The sequence below is a fragment of the Gemmata algarum genome, from assembly GCF_034097035.1.
GTDB lineage: Bacteria > Planctomycetota > Planctomycetia > Gemmatales > Gemmataceae > Gemmata > Gemmata algarum.
Genome location: NZ_JAXBLV010000013.1, coordinates 64,707 through 82,707, shown reverse-complemented (window position 1 = coordinate 82,707; position 18,001 = coordinate 64,707). Strand labels below are relative to the sequence as shown.

The following is an 18,001-nucleotide window of genomic DNA, read 5'->3' as shown; positions in this document are numbered from 1 at the left end:
TTATGGAACGGGTCCTCACCTCGTTCCGGGTGCCGACATGCCACGTCCCCCTCTGTCGGACGAAGACAAGCAGTTCCTCCGCGCGATCCTTGCGGAACCGGCCGAGCTGACCGCGTGGCTCGCCTACGCCGACTGGCTGGACGAGCACGAGGAGCGCGATCGGTCCGAGTTCCTGCGGCTCGAAGTCCGGTTCGTAGCGAGGAGCACGAGCCAAACCGAGCGGCACCGGATCGCCACCCGGCTCGAAACGCTCCGTCCGACCCTCGACCCGAACTGGGTCGCAATTTTCGACCGCCCGCCGATCGAGAACTGCGACAAGGTGTTCGAGTTCCCGTGTCCCAAAAAGTGGGAACAACTTCAGGGCACCGATGACCCGAACGTGCGGCACTGCGGGTCGTGCGGCGAAGACGTGTACTACAGCCAGTCGCTCACCGAAGCGCGAACGCACGCCCAAATGGGCCGGTGCGTCGCGGTGGCGACCGGGGTGGACCGGTTCCCGGGCGACCTCGATCACGTGCGGCCGCCCGAGCGCGTGTTCGTGGGGATGATCCGGCGGCACGTGCCAGAACCGGGTTCGCAACCCGACGAGCCGAAACGCCCGTGGTGGAAGTTTTGGTGAGCGCCCGGGCGAATCACTCGATGACGACTTCGGTCGAGACGCCCGGGAACTCGGAATCGACCCGCCGCACCTTCCCCTTGTAGCGGCCCGCCAGCCACACCTGGAGTTCACCGTCGGACAGGGCGCCGCCCTCCGGCTGTGGGAAGTCGTTCGGCCACCGACCGCTGTACCCGTTCACCACCGGCACGTTGGCGCGCAGCCCGACCCACATCGAGAACACCTCACCGTAGGCACCGGTGCTCACCAGCCCTTCGCCGTCCACGAACCGAGGGATGACGTAGCCCGCGTCGCCGCCCCGCAGGGTTTCTGCGTGCTGGTCCACGAACGGGTAGAAGTCTTTGCGCGAGAAGCTCTCTTGGTGGTAACCGGTCTGCTCCCACACCAGGAGTGCGAGCACCGGAACGAGCGCGATTCGTACCCACCCAAGCCCGGGGCGCTCCAACACGGACGACAGCCACAAGAGCATCCCCATTGTGCCGAACAGGTACACGGTGACGTACACCCGCGAAACCACCCGGATCGCGTTCCCACCGGGAATGAGCCGCACCACCCGCCACAGCGATTCGCCGGTCTGGGACGCGGGCATCGTGAACAGCACCCAGAGGGCGGCCGTCGCCAGGGCCGCAACGGCCGCCGGCCACAGCGGCCCCCGCCGGTCGCGGCCGATGAGTGGCAGATGCACGCACGCGGCCAGGATCAGGCCGTAGAGCGCGAACCCGGAGAACAGCAGGCACTCGTAGGGCGCCGGGTCGCGGACCTGTGCGAGCGTTTCCGACCACCGCGAGTCCTTCGGCCCGGTGAACCAGGCGCTCGGGGTCGGGAACAGGTTGTAGCACTCCTCGTAGGTGCGCGTGACCCCGTAGTTCACCAGGATGTACGGTACGAACAGCGCGAGCATCGCGCCCGCCCAGAGGAGCAAGATGCCGCCCACCCGCCGCTTGTTCGCGACAGCGAACGCCCGCAACTCGCCCACCGAGCCCGGGCGCAAGGCGACCAGGAGCGGGAAAAACACCGCCAATCCGGTCGCAAGGAACCACCCGGTGTAGACGCACGCGAGGCACTGCAAGAACAGCGCGCCCAGCATCCGATTGAGGGCCTTCGCCTTCCCTTCGACCTCGGTGACCAGCACGATCGCGTAGTAAACGACGAACGGCGAATAGAACCGCGGGATCATCTGCGCGTGCTTGATCTGGTCGGCGTAGACGACCGCGAACGCCCCCACGAACGCGCCGGTGAGCGCGACCGCGTGCGGCATCCGCAGCCAGCGGCACACCACCGCGAACGCGATGAAGTTAAGAACCGTACACACGATCTGCCACCACGCGTAAGCCAGTTCGTACCCCACCACCAGCCGCAGCGCCCAGTAAATGGGGGCCGAGCCGAACAGGTTCTCGGAGTACGCGATGGTGTACCGCTCCGGGAAAAAGAACGGTGCGGTCGCGAGCGTCCCCCGGTAGCCGGGGTCCGACAGCGCGAGCCACGAGTTCTCCAGGATCAGGTGGTTCAGCATCCCGTCGCCGCGCTCGGTCTGAACGTTGGCGAACCCGGTGTCGAACGTCGGGTAAAACGTCTGGTACGTGCCCAGAGCCAGAGCCCCGGCGTAGGCCGACAAGAGTGCAAGGGTGCGCATGGAAACAGTGCTACGGCGCGACCACTCAGTTGGACATTCTAATACAATCGGGTAGCTTCAAGAGCGGGGAGCCCAAGGTCAGGAGGCAGCAATCGGGAGACCGGGATCGGGGGAAGATGAGGCCCATAGGAGTGTTGCGCCCTTTCGGCCCGCGGCGCGCGGGCCGGCTTCCCGATTTCGGCTCGCCGATGACTGGTGAGGAATGAGCGAGCAAGTGACCGGCGTTATCGAACGCATCACGCACCACAACCCGGACACCGGGTACTGTGTGCTGCGGGTGCTCGCGCGCGGCCACCGCGACATCGTGACCGTGGTCGGCAGCGCCCAGCAGGTGGTGGCGGGCGAGTACGTAACCGCCACCGGCGTGTGGGTCAACGACCGCAACTACGGGAAGCAGTTCAAAGCGACAGAGGTCAAGACGAACCCGCCGCACACCAAGGAGGGCATCGTCAAGTACCTCGGGTCGGGGTTGGTGAAGGGCATCGGCCCCGGGTACGCGCGGCGCATCGTGGACGTGTTCGGCGATCGAACGCTGGAGGTGATCGACACCACGCCCGTCATGCTCACGCAGGTGAAGGGCATCGGCCCGAAACTCGTTGAGAAGATCCGCAAGAGCTGGGAGGAGCAGCGGGAATCGCAAAAGATCCTGGTGTTCCTTCAGTCGCACGGGATCGGCACCGCGCGAGCGGTGCGCATCTACAAGACCTACGGCGACCAGGCGATCGAGCTGATCAAAGCCAACCCGTACCGATTGAGTGGGGACATCTGGGGGTTCGGGTTCAAGACCGCCGACCAACTGGCGGTGAGCCTCGGCATCCCGCCGGACTCGCCGTTCCGGGCGCAGGCGGCGGTTCGGCACGTGCTCCAGGAGGAAACGGGGAACGGGCACGTCGGCTTTCCGGAAGAGTTGCTCCGGGAGAAAGCCGCCGAACTCACCGGGATCGAACCAAACGGGATCATCGACGCCGTCGAACAGTTGCGCATCACCGACGAGGTCGTGCGCGACAGCGTCGGCAAGGCGACCGGGGGGAAGGTCAACGCCCCGCCACCTCAACCCCAGTCCCAGGGAGAAGGACCGGACGGTGAACCGGTCAAGGTCCGCATCTCCGAAGAGGACCTCCTCTTCCTCAAACCGATGTTCCTGGCCGAAGTCGGGGTCGCGCGGTCGATCCGGGCGCTGGCCGCCGGCCCGCACCCCTTGCCGTCGGTGAACGTCGAGGCCGCGGTCAACTGGATCGAACAGAAAATGGGGATCGCGTTCGCGGCCAGCCAGCGCGCCGCGATCAAATCCGCCGTCACCAACAAGATGATGGTGGTCACCGGCGGCCCCGGGACCGGCAAGACGACCATCGTCCGCGCCATCATTGAGATGTTCTTGGCGAAGTCCCTCCGGGTGCTGCTGACGGCCCCCACCGGGCGCGCGGCGAAGCGGTTGAACGAGTCCACCGGGCGCGAAGCGAAGACCATTCACCGGCTGCTCGAGTTCAACCCCCAGCAGCGGCAGTTCACCCGCAACGCGGAGAACCCGCTCGACGTGGACCTGCTCGTCGTCGACGAGACCTCGATGGTCGATGTCGTGCTGATGAACAAGCTCCTGCAAGCGGTGCCGCCGTATGCGTGCGTCGTGCTGGTCGGCGACGTCGATCAACTCCCGTCCGTGGGCGCGGGCTCCGTTCTGACGGACCTCATCGACTCGAAGGTGGTGCCGGTGGCCCGGCTCACCGAAGTTCACCGGCAGGCCGAAAGTAGCTGGATCGTCCGGGCGGCCCACGCGATCAACAGCGGACAGGAACCGCAGTCCGCGCCGGCGGGCGGGGACGGCGACTTCTACTTTGTCGAGGCCAACGACGCCGACACCGTGATCCAGCGCGTCGTTCAGATGGTGAAGGAGCGAATCCCCGCCCGGTTCAACCTGAACCCGTTCCGGGACATTCAGGTGCTGTCGCCGCAGGTTAAAACCGCGCTGGGCGTGGCGAACATGAACCGCGAACTCCAACAAGCGCTGAACCCCGCCCGCCCTGGTCTAGCCGAGGTGCAGCGGAACGGCGAGACGTACCGGATCGGCGACAAGGTGATGCAGGTTCAGAACAACTACGACCGCGAGGTGTTCAACGGCGACATCGGCCGCATCGACGCCATCGACACCGACGAACAGATGCTGGTGGTGGACTACGACGGGCGGTTCGTGGAGTACGAGTTCAGCGACCTGGACGAGTTGCAGCTCTCGTTCGCCTGCACCATTCACAAGTCACAGGGGAGCGAGTACCCGGCGGTGGTGATCCCGGTTCACACCCAGCACTTCGTGATGCTCCAGCGGAACCTGCTGTACACCGGTATCACCCGCGGCCGGAAGCTCGTGGCCCTCGTTGGCAGCCGAAAGGCAATGCGGATCGCGGTCAGCACGGCGGACACCAAAAAGCGGTTCTCGCTACTGAAGTGGCGGATCAAACCGCAAGACTGACGCCCGCCAGAGCCCGGTCACGAGCCGGAAATCAGTCCCACCGGAACGGTAATCGCGCCTGCGGGCACAGCAACCCCACCGCGGGCCAGCGCGGCCAGTGTCAGTTCCACCACGAACCGCTCATAAGAACTCCCGCGCGCCTTCAAGCCGTCCACAAGGGTGATGCTGTTCAGGTACGGGTTCGGGTTCACTTCGAGGACGTGGAACGCGCCGCTGGCGTCCATGCGCACATCGACGCGAGCGTAGTCACGACACCCGACCACACGGAACGAGCGTTGCACGATCTGCGCGAGCCGGGCGAAATTGGCCGCTGGGAGGTCAACCGGGAACTTGAGCGGCGCGGCCTTGTACTCGTCGCTCTGCTCGTGCCATTTGGCGGTGAAGGTGTAGACAGCCCAGCGCCCCGGTTCGTCTTTCCGAAACGCGATCTCGGTCGGCGCGAGCGCCACCGGCTCGCCGACGGTCGCACCGAACGGCTCGATTACGTTGACGTGGAACTCGCGCCCTTTGATGTAGCGTTCAACGATTACGGGCGGCCCGTAGGTCGCGATCGTGTGCGCGACCTGAGTTTCGAGTTGCACCTGCGAGGTGACCACGCTGCTCTGCTCGATTCCGACGCTCGCGTCCTGGTAAGCGGGCTTCACGATCGCGGGCCAGTCGTGGTCCCACCTCGGAACCGGCAGCGCATCGACGATGAGGTAGGCCGGTGTGGGAACCCCGCTGGCCGCAAGAATGTATTTGGTCCGAACCTTATCGCGGCCGAGGGCCAGGGCAGCCGCAGGGCACCCGGTGAACGGCACGTTGAGCCATTCGAGCAGCGCCGCCGCCGAAACCTCGGTACTCGTCTGGGTCGCAATGCCCTCAAAGAGATTGAACACGGCGTCCGGGCGGTCGCGGCGGAGAGCGTCGAGCAGCGGTTGCGGATCGCGATTGATGCCGAGCTTCGTCGTAACAAATCCCGCCGCGGTCAGAACCTTAAACGCGTCGGTTACAGTGTCGTAAATGTCGTGTTCGGAGTTGGCGTCCGGGTGGTCGAGCGGCAGGACCGGTTCGTTGTAGAGCACAAGGACAGAAGGCGCGGTCATGATTCGACTCGTCACAGTGCGGCAGAATGCGCACGGGTGTCATCGGCCGGCGGGGCAACGTTAACGAAGGCGTTTCCTCATCACCTTGCGGCGCCACCCCTGGTGTACCCGGTTTCATCGCTGCCACCGTCGAGATCTCCGAGCGCCAGCCGGCGCGGGTCTCCCGCGCAAGTTCCACGGTCAATGGTTTACAGTACGTCATAACCGGGTCTGTACTGTAGTGCGATGGTGGCCTACTCTTGCGGCCCGAACCGCTCGAAGCGCCGCTCCTCGAACCCGATCGGCAATGGAACAACGCGCCCCTCACGGTGACATTCCCGTGCCCACGCAATCAATTCTTCGTACACCACGTCACCAGCCAGCCCACCGAACCACAAGTTTCCGTCTGGAGTGATGAGCAAAGTAACGTTGGCGAGGTCGCACGGCCCCAAGCATCCGGAAATCGTGAGCTGCACCGAGCGGTTCAGTTTCTCACCCTTCCAGACCTCCTTGAGCCGAACGACCGGCAACTCCGGACGCCCACGATCGGTCCGCCCGCAGCAGCAGCCTTGGCAGAAGATCAATTGCGCCAAAGGTTGGCGGGTCGTAGTCAACGGATTAACCAAGGGTGTGGTTCCTGGCGTGCGCGGCTCCACTCGGCAGCCTCGGTTTCGGATCGTGTTTAACCGTCTGGACGGCTGATTGTGGTGCGATTGAACCGGATCGGGAGAAGTGACAACGTACCACCGAACGGCCCGGCTCGGTGATTCGGAGGTGTGGCTGAGGACTACCGGTCAGATGTCATCGGGTCAGCAAGTCATAAAGTCACAAGACTTTACCCCTACTGAATTTGTGACGTTATGACTTTATACGAACGGGCTTCTGACCTGAAGTCCTAGAAAACCATCTTTTTTCCAGTACACCCGAGAGGATTTGAACCTCTAACCCTCGGTTCCGAAGACCGATGCTCTATCCAGTTGAGCTACGGGTGCAATTACTTATCTACCTTCAGTTTACATCTCGAAATCGTCTCGTCTACTTCGGCCGTTGACACCTGTTACCGTTGCCGCCACGCCGCAAATGACATCGTCTCAATCGTGTCGCGAGCAACCGCTCTGAGGAACAGCCACCATGCTAAGAGCGATTCTACGGCGCCAGGGTTCGATAGCAAGCGAAACAAGTCCTACCGCGCGTTCTCGCGATTCTCTGCCAGCGGTTCCAGGAGCCGTCGGATCGGGGATGGCATCCGGTGGGAACGGATCCACACAACCAAATCCACGCCCTACTGAATAAAATCAGCCATATTGCGATTGAACGAGCGAATCAAATTCAGCGCTTTTTTTGTTACCGGGTGAGACAATTTCGACGATGGCAACCACGCGCCCCGATTCGTCCCTCACGGTGACCCGGCAAGCCCCCGGACTTCAACGCTACCGCCAAAGCCGCTTGCCACTGGAAGTGGAAGTTGCGATACGTTTCCGACGAGACGCGCGTCTAATCGTGCGTCGGCATCTCGGTTCCCCAGTGGATTCACCGAGTTATACCAGCCCACAGCGCGCGGTCGCGGAGTCGAGGATCAGCCCGACGAGTTCCGGGTACGTGAGCCCCATACGGTACGCGAGGTAGCACAGATCGCCCGAGTCGGGGTTTAGTCCGGGAAGCGGGTTGATCTCCAAGAAGTACGGCACGCCGTCACGAACGCGGAAATCGAGGCGCGCCATGTCCCGGCAGCCGAGGCCCGCGTACAGGGCCATCGCGTCGGCCTCGATCGCGTGCAGCACCTCGCGCGGCAGCTTCGCAGGGGCAATGTAATCGACCGCATCGGCCCAGTTACGTTTCACCTCGAGGCTGTAAACGAAACTCTCGGGCGACTGCTTCGGTACGATCTGCATCACGCCGAGCGATTGCGGCGGGTCGCTGCCGTAAAGGCCGATGGTAACCTCATCACCGGCGATGTACTCCTCCACCAGGACCGGTTGCCGGTAGTTCCTCCACAGTTCGACCACGGCCGGGCCGAACTCGGCTGCTGAGGTGATGAGGCACTTCCCGCGGATGCCCTTGCTCGAGCCCTCGCAGGTCGGCTTCGCGATCACGGGGAGCGTCAGCCCGGCGTCTTCGAGGATCGGGGCGAACTCCGCAAAATCGCCGTCGTACTCGCCCGCGACCGGCGCCAGGGTGATGCCTTTGGGAACGGTCAGGCCGTAGGATTCGGCGAGCCGCCGGGTCGCGTCCTTGTCGAGCGCGACCGCCAGCGCGAACGGGTCGGAGCCGGTGTACGGCACGCCCAGCATCTCGCACACCGCCGGCACACGGGCCTCACGCGACCGGCTCACCCCGGAGCCTTCCGCGAAGTTGAACACCAGATCCGGGGGTGCGTTCAGAAGAGAGTCGACCAGGGCGCGGCCGTCACCGAGCACGGCCACGGTGTGGCCGAGCGACGTGAGGACGTCCGCGATGGCCTTGACGGTCGCGGGGGAGTCGAACTCCTCGTGCAGGTCGTCCGGGGCGCCGGGCGGGAGCGGGCCGTCCGGCTTCAGAGTACACGCGATTCCGATTCGCACGGCCGGTTCGCCTCAGCAGGAAGCCCGCTACTTGGGAGCGGGCGGGTGAGCGTTCTTGTAGAGCGACCACGCGCTGTACCCGTTGACCGCGGCGACCACCGCCGCCAGCCCCGCCAGGATGTAATACGTTTTCTGCTTCCCCGGTTCGATCCGGCCGGCGTACATCAACAGACCGACCGCGACCGCAGCAGCCGCCAGCGCCCACACGACCGCGTTCGACTGATCCTGTTTCGCCTCGTCTTTCGGGTCCGGCGCCGTCGCTGACACACCAACCTCCTTGCGCGACTCGGTGCCGAGAACCAACGAACCCCGGGCGGCGCCCGGGGTTCGGCCGAGGCGGGGCGCGGTCAGCCGTTAGACGCGATGTTCCCGCTGCCGCCCCCGTTGTTCAAGAGGGGCAGCGGGATGATCGGCCGCATCGCGGCGCCGTCGGTGTTGGCGTCCCCCTCTTCGCCGCCGCAGCCGTCGCGCACCACACGGGGCTTGCGCCGCGCCATGCGCTCGTTGCCCTCGGGGATCAGCGAGCCCTTGTCCCCTTGGAGGAGGCCGCTCACCCCCTTCGTCGTGGTCGGCTGGCCCGCGGACGTCGGCTTGTCGTCGGCCTTGTACCGAACGATCATCCCTTCGTAGTTCCGCAGCACCACCACGTCGTCGGACATGGAGATGAGGTAGTTGGGCAGGATCGGGATCTTGCCGGAGCCCTGCGGGCCGTCCACCACGTAGGTCGGAATGCCGATCCCGGACATGTGCCCGCGCAGCCCCTCCATAATTTCGAGCCCCTTCCACACGCTCGTGCGGAAGTGGCCGGCCCCGGTCACCGGGTCGCAGTGGAACAGGTAGTACGGCCGCACCTTCGCCCGCAGCAGCGCGCGGAACAGGGACCGCATCGTGCCCACGTCGTCGTTCACGCCCTTCAGCAGCACGGTGTGGTTGTTGATCGGCACCCCGGCGCGGAGCAGCGACTTGCACGCCCGCATCGCCTCGGGGGTCACCTCGCGCGGGTGGTTGAAGTGCGTCTGCACGTACACCTTCTCGGCCGAGCCGAGAAGGTCGATCAGTTCCGGGTCGTAGAGCCGCTGCGGGAGCGTGACGGGTACGCGGGTGCCGACGCGGACCACGTCGACATGTTTCATCGCCTTCAGACTTTCGAGGTAGTACCGCAGCTTGCCCATCGGCAGCGTGAGCGGGTCGCCGCCGCTCACGATCACGTCCTTGATCTCGCGGTGCTCCCGCACGTACTGGATCATGCGCTCGTCGTCGGCGCTGACTCCTTCCCACCCGCCGCGCGTGAGCGTCGCGCGCTTGCGGGTGCAGTACCGGCAGTACATCGTGCAGTTCGGGGTGGTGACCAGCAGCGCGCGGTCGCTGTAGCGGTGCGTCAGCCCCGGGACCGGCGAATCCTTCTCTTCTTCGAGCGGGTCGTCGAGCTCGTGCCCCGAAACGCTCTCCGCCTCGAGGGGCGACGGCACCGACTGCAACCGGATCGGGTCGTTGGGGTCTTCGGGGTCGATCAGGGAGAAGAAGTAGGGAGGGATGGCGAGTTTGTACTCGCTCTCCAGTTCGCCGAGCGCTTCCAGCTCGTCCGGCGTGAACGACAGGAGGGTGCGCAGTTGGCGGACCGAGCGGATGGAGTTGTGGGTCTGCCAGCGCCAGTCGTCCCACTGCGCGTCGGGCACGTCCTTCCAGAGCGGGTGCCGGCGCGGCTGACTCGGGGGCTCTTCGTCCTCGAACCCGCCCGCGGTCGGTACGACCGCGCGCTCGATGAGCGGGTGTCGGGCGTCGGACTCGAACATACGCCGGGTGACTCCACGGGTCCACCAGTCCCGGGCCGGCGCCACGCGGCGGCCGGCTCCTCGGGTGCGCCCCGCACTCGGATCGGGTCCGAGCGAGAACGCTTTAAGAACGAATCGTAACGCGGGGTCTATGAAAAACAAGTTGCGCGCCGAGCGAAACCGGGCGTGTTCGGCGCTTTTTTCGCGCCCTCATCACTACACACCTAACGGTTCGTGCCGCGGCGCGGGCCGTAACGAAATAGCCGCCCCGCGCGGGCCGGTCAACACGAAGCGTCACGGAACGGGAATCGGGACAGGCTGGTGCCGCGCCCGCGCCGCACGCTCGAACGCGGGGTCCGGCCCCGGGGCCGGCTCGCCGAGGATCACGAGACCGCTCAGGTCCTCGTCCGACAGGCCGTAGGCTTTGAAGAACGCCAGCAGCTCGGAGTAGGTCGAGGGGAAGCCCCAACCCACGGGGTGCCGCCCGGACCAACCGTTGGCGGTGGGCAGCCCGAGTTGCTGAACGCCGAGCATGATGTCGGGCTGCATCGCCACCGGCCCGCCCGCCCCGATCCGGTCCGCCGCCGCGGGGAACGCGTACACGAGTTTCGGGTTCGGGTGCGCGCGGACCGCCTCCGCGACCCGTGTGCGGCGGCTCACACACTCGGCGAGCGGGTACCGCGCCCACCACCAGTCGTTCGACCGCTCGCCGGTCGCGCCGGTCAGCCGCTGATCGGCCGCAACGACGGCCAGGGCCAGGGCCGCGAGCGCGGCGGCAGCGAACCGCCACCGCTCGACGCACCGGACGGCCCGGTCCAGGAGCACGCCGAGCGCGACGCCGGCCGGGAACAACAACACCAGCACGATGCGACTGGTCGCGCGCACCCCGGACGCGCCCGGGATCTTCAGCAGCGGCTCGTAGAGCCACGTCTCGCCTTGCGGCCCGAACTTCGTCACCAGCAGCGCCAGCGCCACCGACGACAGCGCGGCCACCGCCGCGACCGTCACCGGTCCGGGGGTCCACCGCCGGCAGAGGACGACCACAGCGAGGAGCGTGCAGAGGCCGACCGCACCGAGCGGCAACACGCCGGGAAACAGTTGCTCCTCCCCGGCGCCGGTCATCGTTGACCCCATGCCGGTGTACTTCGCGAGGTCGGAGTAGTACTCGGTCATGCCCGGCGGCGTGATCCACGCCGGGAGCCGCGGCGCCAGCGTATGCACGTGGTCCCGTGGCAGCTCGCTCCCGTTCCGCCGGTGCGCATCGACCAGCGGCCAAACGGCCACGAGCGCGGCGGCGGCAGCGCCCCCCCGGGCCGCCCAGACGCGCCCCCCGGGCCGCAGCACGGCCCGCCACTCCCACCGCCCCCGCGAGAGCGCCAGCGCCGCCAGCACCCACCCCGCGAGCGTCAGCACGAGCAGGTACCCGATGTAGACGGAGATGTACGTCTGGTACACGGCGCAGGCGGCACAGAGGGCCAGCGGCCGGGTGCGGTGCGGGTCGCGGAGCCACGCCCACAGCAGCGCGAGGGCCGGCGGCACCAAGAACCGCGGCACGAGCTGGCTGTGCCCGCCCTGCGCGGCCAGCGGCATCCCGTAGGTGAACACGAACGCGGCGGCGGCGGCCCCGACCGGCCCCAGCCCGAGCCGCCGGGCGCCCCACACCGCGGCCGCGAAGTTGAGCGCGAACGGGATCAGGAACCACCCCTGGAACGCTCGCTCCGGCGACAGCCCGCACGCGCGGAGGCCGCTGTACAACGGCAGCATCCCGATGTGCGCGTCGGACCACGCGGTCACCCCCTTCACCGGATAGAAGGTGCCGATGTCCCAGAACCGCTCCCCCTCCCCGCGCACGTAGCGGTACCCGTGCTCGAGCACGCACAGGTTGAGCCGGTTGTCCACCAAATCGCCGGGGACGTGCGTGAGCTCGCGGCCCACCACCTGAAGCGGAAAGTTCCAGAAACCAGCGGCAAACGCAGCTACGATCAAGCCCCAACCCCACGGACCGAACCGCGGGCGCGAGGTTTCGAGTTCGTCCAAGCGGGCGTCTCCTTGGGAAGCGGGGGGCACGCGGGTTCAGCCGCGTCGCGTTCGGCGCGGCTGAACCCGCGATCCCGCGACCGGGCCGAGCTCGCGCCGCGGCATCAGTCCTCGTCACGGAAGTCGTACAGGGTGAACGTCGCGGTGCGCGCGAGCGGGCGGCGCGTCTTCAAGCATTCGAGCGCCACCGCCTTCGCGGGCGTCTCGTTCGGGTGTAGCGACACGACCGTGTGTCCCACGGCCAGCACCCGCGGACCGACTGCTGCACGAAGTTCTCGTTCGTTCGTAATCGCGGGCTTGAACAATTCCGGCGAGAACTTCTGAAACGGCGGCCGGTTCACCGCCGGATCGGTACCGAAATACCAGACACACATGGGCGGCTCCCCGTTGGCCGCGTGCCACTCCCGCAGTTCGGGCAGCCCGTGCCCCCAGTCCACGTTCGAGTCGGCGACGAGCCGGTACCCTTCCTTCGGCCCGCCGTGTGCCTGATTGATGTACCCCAGGCCGTGCGGCCACACCCACAGCGATGTGGCCGCCAGCGCCAGCACCGCGGGGGCCGCAAGCCGCGGCCCGCACCGAGGGTAACCGCGTGCCAGCGCGACCGCGAGCGCCACGTACCCGATCGCCACCACCGGCAACGCGAGCCGGACCCCGATCTGGAGCTTCGCGGTCAGGAGCGCCATGAGCAGCAGCAGCGCCACGAGCGCCAACGGGTTCGCGGCCGCACGGAACCGCGGCAGCGCCACGAGCGCCAGGGCGAAGATCGGGAGCGGCACCTTCATGAGCAGCACATGCGGGAAGTACCACCGATAGCTCTCGGGGTAGTAAACGCCGTCGAGGAACGTGGGCCGCCCCTGGGCATTGTGCCACCACTGGAACGCGAACGCGCACGCGGCGTAGGGCACCGGCCCCGATCCGATCCCCTCGGCCCACTCCGTGTACCGCTCTTTCAGCGGTTCGCCCGCGGGAACGCTCGCGGCCACTTTCACGAAGGGCTTGTCGTCCTCGTCCGGTAATCCCAGGAACGCAAACGCGAACGCAATTCCCACGGCGAGCACGGCGGCGGCGTTGAGCACCGACCGCAGCACCGCACCCGCCACTTTGCGTCCCCACGCCTTCGCGTCACCGCCCGGCGGGCGGGACAGCGCCCCCGACGCGAACCGGAAGCACACCTCCAGCGCCACGAGGATGATGCCGCCGTAGAGCAGCGCGGACAGCTTCGACACCGCCGCAACACCGAACCACAGTCCCGGCAACAGCAGCCGCTTCCACCAGCCGCCGGCCCGCCCGGCGTACACGGCGCGGGTGTACGCCATCAGCGTGGCGCACACGCAGATGTCGGTGGTGGCGACCGACGCGTGCCCGAGGAAGTTGGGATCGGCGGCGAGCAGCCCGGCGGCGACGCGCCCGGCCCACGGGCCGCCGACGGCCCGCCCGAGGCGCCACCCCGAGAAAATGAGGAGCCAGAACCAGCCCAACGTGACGGCCCGCGCCCACCTCAGCTTCTCGATCTTCGCCTCGCCGGGGCCGAGCTTCTCACCGGTCCGGCACTCGTACACGAACAGCGGGAGCGTGAGCGCGTCGATCGGAAGCGGCATCACGCCGTTGACCGCGCAACTGCCGTGGCCCCACCCACGAACGCCGCCGTCCTCGCGAACCCAGCCGCGCCAGGCGTCCATCCCGGCATCGAGATAGAACGGCTCGTCGTAGGTCACCCCGAGCTTCGGCGCGGCGGTGAGGCACCACGCCGCGGACCACGCGGCCAGCACCGCGAGCCAAACTGCGTCGGGCCACCGGGGCGCGCGTGCGACCACAGCAGCAACCGGCGCGGGCGGGGTCGAGCCGTCACTCAACATCGATCGGGTCCGAGGGCGGGCGAAGAACTGCACACGAAACGCGAAGTGATGATACGAGCGGCACGGAGAAAAAGGCAGTCGCAAATGAACGTCAAAGGGCGCGGGTCCGGGCACCCCGCCCGGACCCGCGCCCTTTTGCCTTTTGCCCGCTTTTACGGATAGAGCCCGCGCTTCTGCTTCTCGGTCGCGACTTTTTGCACCCCCAGGCTCAGCGCCGCGAGCCGGTTCCCGAAGCCCCGCGTCTTCGCCTCGGCCCGGACCCGGTGGAACGCCCGCAGCATCTGCTTCTTGAGCTGCGAGTTCACTTCCTCCTCGTCCCACATGAACTGCGCGAGGTCCTGCACCCACTCGAAATACGACACCGTCACGCCGCCGGCGTTGCACAGAACGTCGGGGATGACGAAGATGTCGCTGTTCGCGATGATCGCATCAGCTTCGGGGTCGGTGGGGCCGTTGGCGGCCTCGGCGAGCACCCGGCACTTGAGCTTGGCGGCGTTCTCCGCGGTGATGACCCGCTCGAGCGCGGCCGGAACCAGGACCGTGCAGGGCGTGGTGAGCAGCTCGGCGTCCGGGATCGCTTCCGCTCCCGGAAACCCGACGATGGTCTTGCGCGGGTTCTGGGCCGCGTAATTCAGCAGTTGCGGGATGTCGATCCCACGGGCGTTGCGGATCGCCCCGTACCGGTCGCCGACCGCGACCACCTTCACCCCGAGCTTGACCAGTTCCTCGCAGGTCACCGACCCGACGTTGCCGAACCCTTGCACGACGGCCGTCGCGGTCTCGGTACGGATGTCGAGTTCGTTGAACGCCTCCGTGATGCAGTACACCACCCCGCGCCCGGTCGCCTCCTTCCGTCCGACGCAGCCGCCGAGTTCCACCGGCTTACCGGTCACGATCTCAGGGCACGCGTACCCCACCTTCATGGAGTAGGTGTCGTAGATCCACGCCATCGTCTGCTCGTCGGTGCCCATGTCGGGCGCCATCACGTCCACCCGCGGCCCGATGATGTTCTGAATCTCGTCCGTGAACCGCCGGGTGAGCCGCTCCTTCTCCCCGCCCTTGAGTTCCGCGGGGTCCACCGCGATGCCGCCCTTCGCCCCGCCGAACGGCAGGTTCATGATCCCGCACTTCCAGCTCATCCACATCGCCAGCGCGGCCACCTCGCCCAGGTCCACGTTCTTGGCGTACCGGAGCCCGCCCTTGCTCGGCCCGCTGGTGAGCGAGTGCTGCACGCGGTAGCCGACGAACGTTTCCGTGCGCCCGTCCTCCATCCGCACCGGGATGGCGACCACCTGCGACCGCTTGGGCGTCATCAGACGGTCGGTGATGCCGGGATCGAGGTTGATGGCGCGCGCGACGTTCCGCAACTGCTGGCACGCCATCAGGTACGTGGGCGACGTGACGAACGGATTCGAGGCCGGGTTTCCCGGGGGCATGGCGGACATGAGCGCACCTCGGACGGAAGGAGAGGAGGACCGCAGCGGGCACTACGGGATTATACGTCGCGGGCGGGTCGGACTTTCATCCGCGACCGGCCGGTTTCCACCTCAAACCGTCTGTGAAGCAGCGGGTTTGCGCGCGTGGGCGGACAAACTGAGTCGCAGGCGAAAGCGGACACGGCCCGGGCCGTCACGCCCGCCCTTCTTGGCTACTTCTCCACGATCCGGAGGTGCCGGAAGGAGTAGCAAATCTTTCGGTGGTCGAACGGGACGAACGACTCCGGCGGCGTGCAGCGGATGCGGAGCGTCGAGCGCCCCGGCGGCAGCTCGATGTTGTGGAACGCGTGCCCGTACCCGCCGGGCTTGCGTTCGACATCGAACTCCGGCCACTGGAGCCCGGGCATCCCGCTGAACGAGAAGTGGAACACGCCGTCCACCTCCACCCCGAGGGTGAACGAGAAGTCGATCCGCCGGGTGCGGTCCGTCGGGTTCACGAACATCAGGTGCGCGTCGTAACTGCCCCACCGAACCTGCTCGTTGTCGTCCACCTGGTCGTACACGGTGAACCCCTTCAGGTACAGGGGGGCGATCCACTCCCGCTCCTGCGCCGCCTGCCGCTCGAACGAGGCGGCCCCCACGAGGTCGCGGTACGCGTCGCGGTACGGGCGCAGGTCGAGGAAGTACTGCCGCCCGTCCTCGTGTACGACCTCCGGGAGCGCGAGCCCCTTCTTGCGGACGAGGTCCGCGTACAGCGTGTGGACCCGATCGACCGGGTTGTACGCCGACGCCGGCTCGCTCCGCGCCGGGTCCGCCTTGCGCGGGAACCCGCGGCCGTCGATGAACAGGCCGTCGAACCCGCGCGCCACGATCCGCCGGAGGAACTCCTCGGGCGGCTGGAACGCGACGTCCTTCAACCACATGTCGGTCTCGCGCCGCTTCACCGCCCCGAAGCTCCAGCTCAGGGTGTCGGTCAGGAGGTACCCGCGGGCGTGCTCGTAGGCCGCGACCTGCTGCACCGGCGGGCTCTCCGGGTACGCCACGTACGGGAGACAGAACACCCGCGCGCCGGGGCACTTCTCCTCGACCTTGCGGAAGAACCGCTCGTCCGCACGGAACCGCTCGGCGTGGCTCCGCACCGCCGCCAGCCCGTGCGGGTTGAACCAGTTCCAGCTCCACGGCGTCTGATCGAAGTAGCCCAGAACCAGCAGCGCCGCGAGCGCCGGGTAGCGGAGCCGCCTCGCCCGCGCCCCCGAACGGGTGAGCAGGAACCGGTCCGCCCACCACACGCTCATGAAGATGCACAAGAACCCGATGTACACGCTGATCCGCGCGTACGCGCGGATCTGGGAGGTGACCAGCAGGTTGAACAGCGACCCGAGCCCGCCGACGGTGCCGAGCAGCACCAGGAACAGCACCAGCGCCGCGAGCGGCGCTTCCGGCCAGCGGCGCCGCCGCGGTAACAGCGCCAGCGCCAGGAGCCCCACCAGACCGACCCCACCGACCGCTCCGAGCGACCCGCCGCTCTCCCCGTCGGCGGGCCGGTTCGCCGCGTACAAGGCGCGGAGCCGCGACAGCTTCGCGACGTTGTGGTCGGTCGCCGGCAGCACCAAATGCGCGAGCTTGAGCGCGTACAGTTCGGCCTCTTCGGGACCGCGATCGGTGATCGGGTTCACCCCGTTGTGGGCTTGGTACGCCGCCGTCGGATAGTGATACGCGACCCCGACCGCCACCACCGGCGCGATCACCCACGCGGCGGCGGCGGCGGCCTTCCAGGTGCGAAACACCGCCGCCGCGTACAAGCCGACGAACGCGTACACCGCGCACGCGAAGAACGCGTAGTACGCCCCGGCCGACGCGGTCAGCGCGCCGACGACCAGCGTCCACAGCGCCCCGGGCGCGAACGGCCGGAGCCGCCGGGCGCCGTCGGGTCCGCGGGGGAACAGGAGCAACTCGCCCTTACAGATTGCAAGCGCCGGCACCAGCGACAGCGGCACCACCCAGTACGCGGACAGAAAGAAGTGGTATTGGAACCGCTCCTGGTGATACGGGAGGAACGCGTACAGCAGCGCGCCGACCGCCGCGGCCGGCAGCGACAGTTTGAGCCACCGCAGCACCGCCATCCCGGTCAGCGCGGTGAGCGGGTAGGTGAGCAAGTAATACAGGTTGTACGCCAGAAACACGTCGAACGTGAGCCGCCCGAGCACCCACAGGAACGCGAAGTGCAGGTAATCGATGACCGGGAAATCGTACAATTCCTGCCCCGCGGGTGCCCCCAACCGGTCGTTGTGCCAGTGGGTGCCGTGCAGGATGATGCTCTTCACCCACGGCAGGTACAGCAGCGAGTCGAGGTCGTAGTAAAACGGTGCCCCAAGGTCCTGCTCGGCGATCCGCAGCCCGGCCGACACCAGAACCAGCGCGAGCAGCGCGGTGCCGGCGTACCACGCGAGCCGCTCGCGGCGCGACGGTGCCGGAGCGAGGTCGGCCGGAGCGACCGGTTCGATCGCGGGAAGACGGGGAGCGTTGGGCTCGGTCGCGGACGGCTCGGACATTCCGGGTCTCAAA

General features: G+C 67.2%; 12 protein-coding genes and 1 tRNA gene. 2 read left to right on the top strand and 11 right to left on the bottom strand.

The window, feature by feature from the left end; all coding sequences use genetic code 11:
• Positions 1–37: 37 nt before the first annotated feature.
• Positions 38–619, top strand: coding sequence for a TIGR02996 domain-containing protein (locus R5W23_RS02985; protein WP_320685035.1), 582 nt, complete (start codon positions 38–40; stop codon positions 617–619).
• Between the two features lie 13 nt (positions 620–632).
• On the opposite strand, the gene R5W23_RS02980 is transcribed toward R5W23_RS02985, so the two are convergent.
• The gene (locus R5W23_RS02980; RefSeq protein ID WP_320685034.1) at positions 633–2,249 is read right to left on the bottom strand and encodes a hypothetical protein; all 1,617 of its coding nucleotides are present in this window, start codon (positions 2,247–2,249) and stop codon (positions 633–635) included.
• A gap of 202 nt (positions 2,250–2,451) precedes the next feature.
• On the opposite strand from R5W23_RS02980, the gene recD2 reads away from it, so the two are divergent.
• A complete protein-coding gene (recD2, locus tag R5W23_RS02975; protein ID WP_320685033.1) occupies positions 2,452–4,710 on the top strand; it encodes an SF1B family DNA helicase RecD2 in 2,259 nt (752 codons plus the stop codon).
• Between the two features lie 17 nt (positions 4,711–4,727).
• Here recD2 and R5W23_RS02970 read toward each other — a convergent pair whose 3' ends face one another.
• From R5W23_RS02970 to R5W23_RS02925, 10 genes are all read right to left on the bottom strand, one after another.
• Positions 4,728–5,795, bottom strand: a complete 1,068-nt coding sequence (locus tag R5W23_RS02970) for a D-alanine--D-alanine ligase family protein (RefSeq protein WP_320685032.1) — start codon at positions 5,793–5,795, stop codon at positions 4,728–4,730.
• A 233-nt stretch (positions 5,796–6,028) separates the two neighbouring features.
• Positions 6,029–6,430, bottom strand: a complete 402-nt coding sequence (locus R5W23_RS02965; RefSeq protein WP_320685031.1) for a (2Fe-2S) ferredoxin domain-containing protein — start codon at positions 6,428–6,430, stop codon at positions 6,029–6,031.
• 262 nt (positions 6,431–6,692) lie between these two features.
• Positions 6,693–6,766 (bottom strand) — tRNA-Arg (locus R5W23_RS02960).
• Between the two features lie 546 nt (positions 6,767–7,312).
• Positions 7,313–8,335 carry a D-alanine--D-alanine ligase family protein gene (locus tag R5W23_RS02955; protein ID WP_320685030.1) on the bottom strand — a complete coding sequence of 341 codons (1,023 nt, stop codon included), beginning with the start codon at positions 8,333–8,335 and terminating at the stop codon, positions 7,313–7,315.
• A gap of 27 nt (positions 8,336–8,362) precedes the next feature.
• A complete protein-coding gene (locus R5W23_RS02950; RefSeq protein ID WP_261189887.1) occupies positions 8,363–8,602 on the bottom strand; it encodes a hypothetical protein in 240 nt (79 codons plus the stop codon).
• An 80-nt stretch (positions 8,603–8,682) separates the two neighbouring features.
• The gene (locus R5W23_RS02945) at positions 8,683–10,128 is read right to left on the bottom strand and encodes a KamA family radical SAM protein (RefSeq protein WP_320685029.1); all 1,446 of its coding nucleotides are present in this window, start codon (positions 10,126–10,128) and stop codon (positions 8,683–8,685) included.
• 273 nt (positions 10,129–10,401) lie between these two features.
• On the bottom strand, positions 10,402–12,144 hold the full coding sequence (locus R5W23_RS02940) for a hypothetical protein (protein ID WP_320685028.1): 1,743 nt from the start codon (positions 12,142–12,144) through the stop codon (positions 10,402–10,404).
• 104 nt (positions 12,145–12,248) lie between these two features.
• On the bottom strand, positions 12,249–14,000 hold the full coding sequence (locus R5W23_RS02935) for an ArnT family glycosyltransferase (RefSeq protein WP_320685027.1): 1,752 nt from the start codon (positions 13,998–14,000) through the stop codon (positions 12,249–12,251).
• 152 nt (positions 14,001–14,152) lie between these two features.
• Positions 14,153–15,436 carry a Glu/Leu/Phe/Val family dehydrogenase gene (locus R5W23_RS02930; protein ID WP_407936101.1) on the bottom strand — a complete coding sequence of 428 codons (1,284 nt, stop codon included), beginning with the start codon at positions 15,434–15,436 and terminating at the stop codon, positions 14,153–14,155.
• A 212-nt stretch (positions 15,437–15,648) separates the two neighbouring features.
• Entirely contained in the window at positions 15,649–17,988 is a 2,340-nt protein-coding gene (locus tag R5W23_RS02925; protein WP_320685025.1) for a hypothetical protein, read from the bottom strand.
• Positions 17,989–18,001 lie beyond the last annotated feature (13 nt).

Excerpts from the sequence above, each read along its gene's own strand:
- R5W23_RS02985 (WP_320685035.1), top strand. The coding sequence starts at position 38 with ATGCCACGTCCCCCTCTGTCGGACGAAGACAAGCAGTTCCTCCGCGCG.
- R5W23_RS02980 (WP_320685034.1), bottom strand. The coding sequence starts at position 2,249 with ATGCGCACCCTTGCACTCTTGTCGGCCTACGCCGGGGCTCTGGCTCTG.
- recD2 (WP_320685033.1), top strand. The coding sequence starts at position 2,452 with ATGAGCGAGCAAGTGACCGGCGTTATCGAACGCATCACGCACCACAAC.
- R5W23_RS02970 (WP_320685032.1), bottom strand. The coding sequence starts at position 5,795 with ATGACCGCGCCTTCTGTCCTTGTGCTCTACAACGAACCGGTCCTGCCG.
- R5W23_RS02945 (WP_320685029.1), bottom strand. The coding sequence starts at position 10,128 with ATGTTCGAGTCCGACGCCCGACACCCGCTCATCGAGCGCGCGGTCGTA.
- R5W23_RS02935 (WP_320685027.1), bottom strand. The coding sequence starts at position 14,000 with ATGTTGAGTGACGGCTCGACCCCGCCCGCGCCGGTTGCTGCTGTGGTC.
- R5W23_RS02930 (WP_407936101.1), bottom strand. The coding sequence starts at position 15,436 with ATGCCCCCGGGAAACCCGGCCTCGAATCCGTTCGTCACGTCGCCCACG.
- R5W23_RS02925 (WP_320685025.1), bottom strand. The coding sequence starts at position 17,988 with ATGTCCGAGCCGTCCGCGACCGAGCCCAACGCTCCCCGTCTTCCCGCG.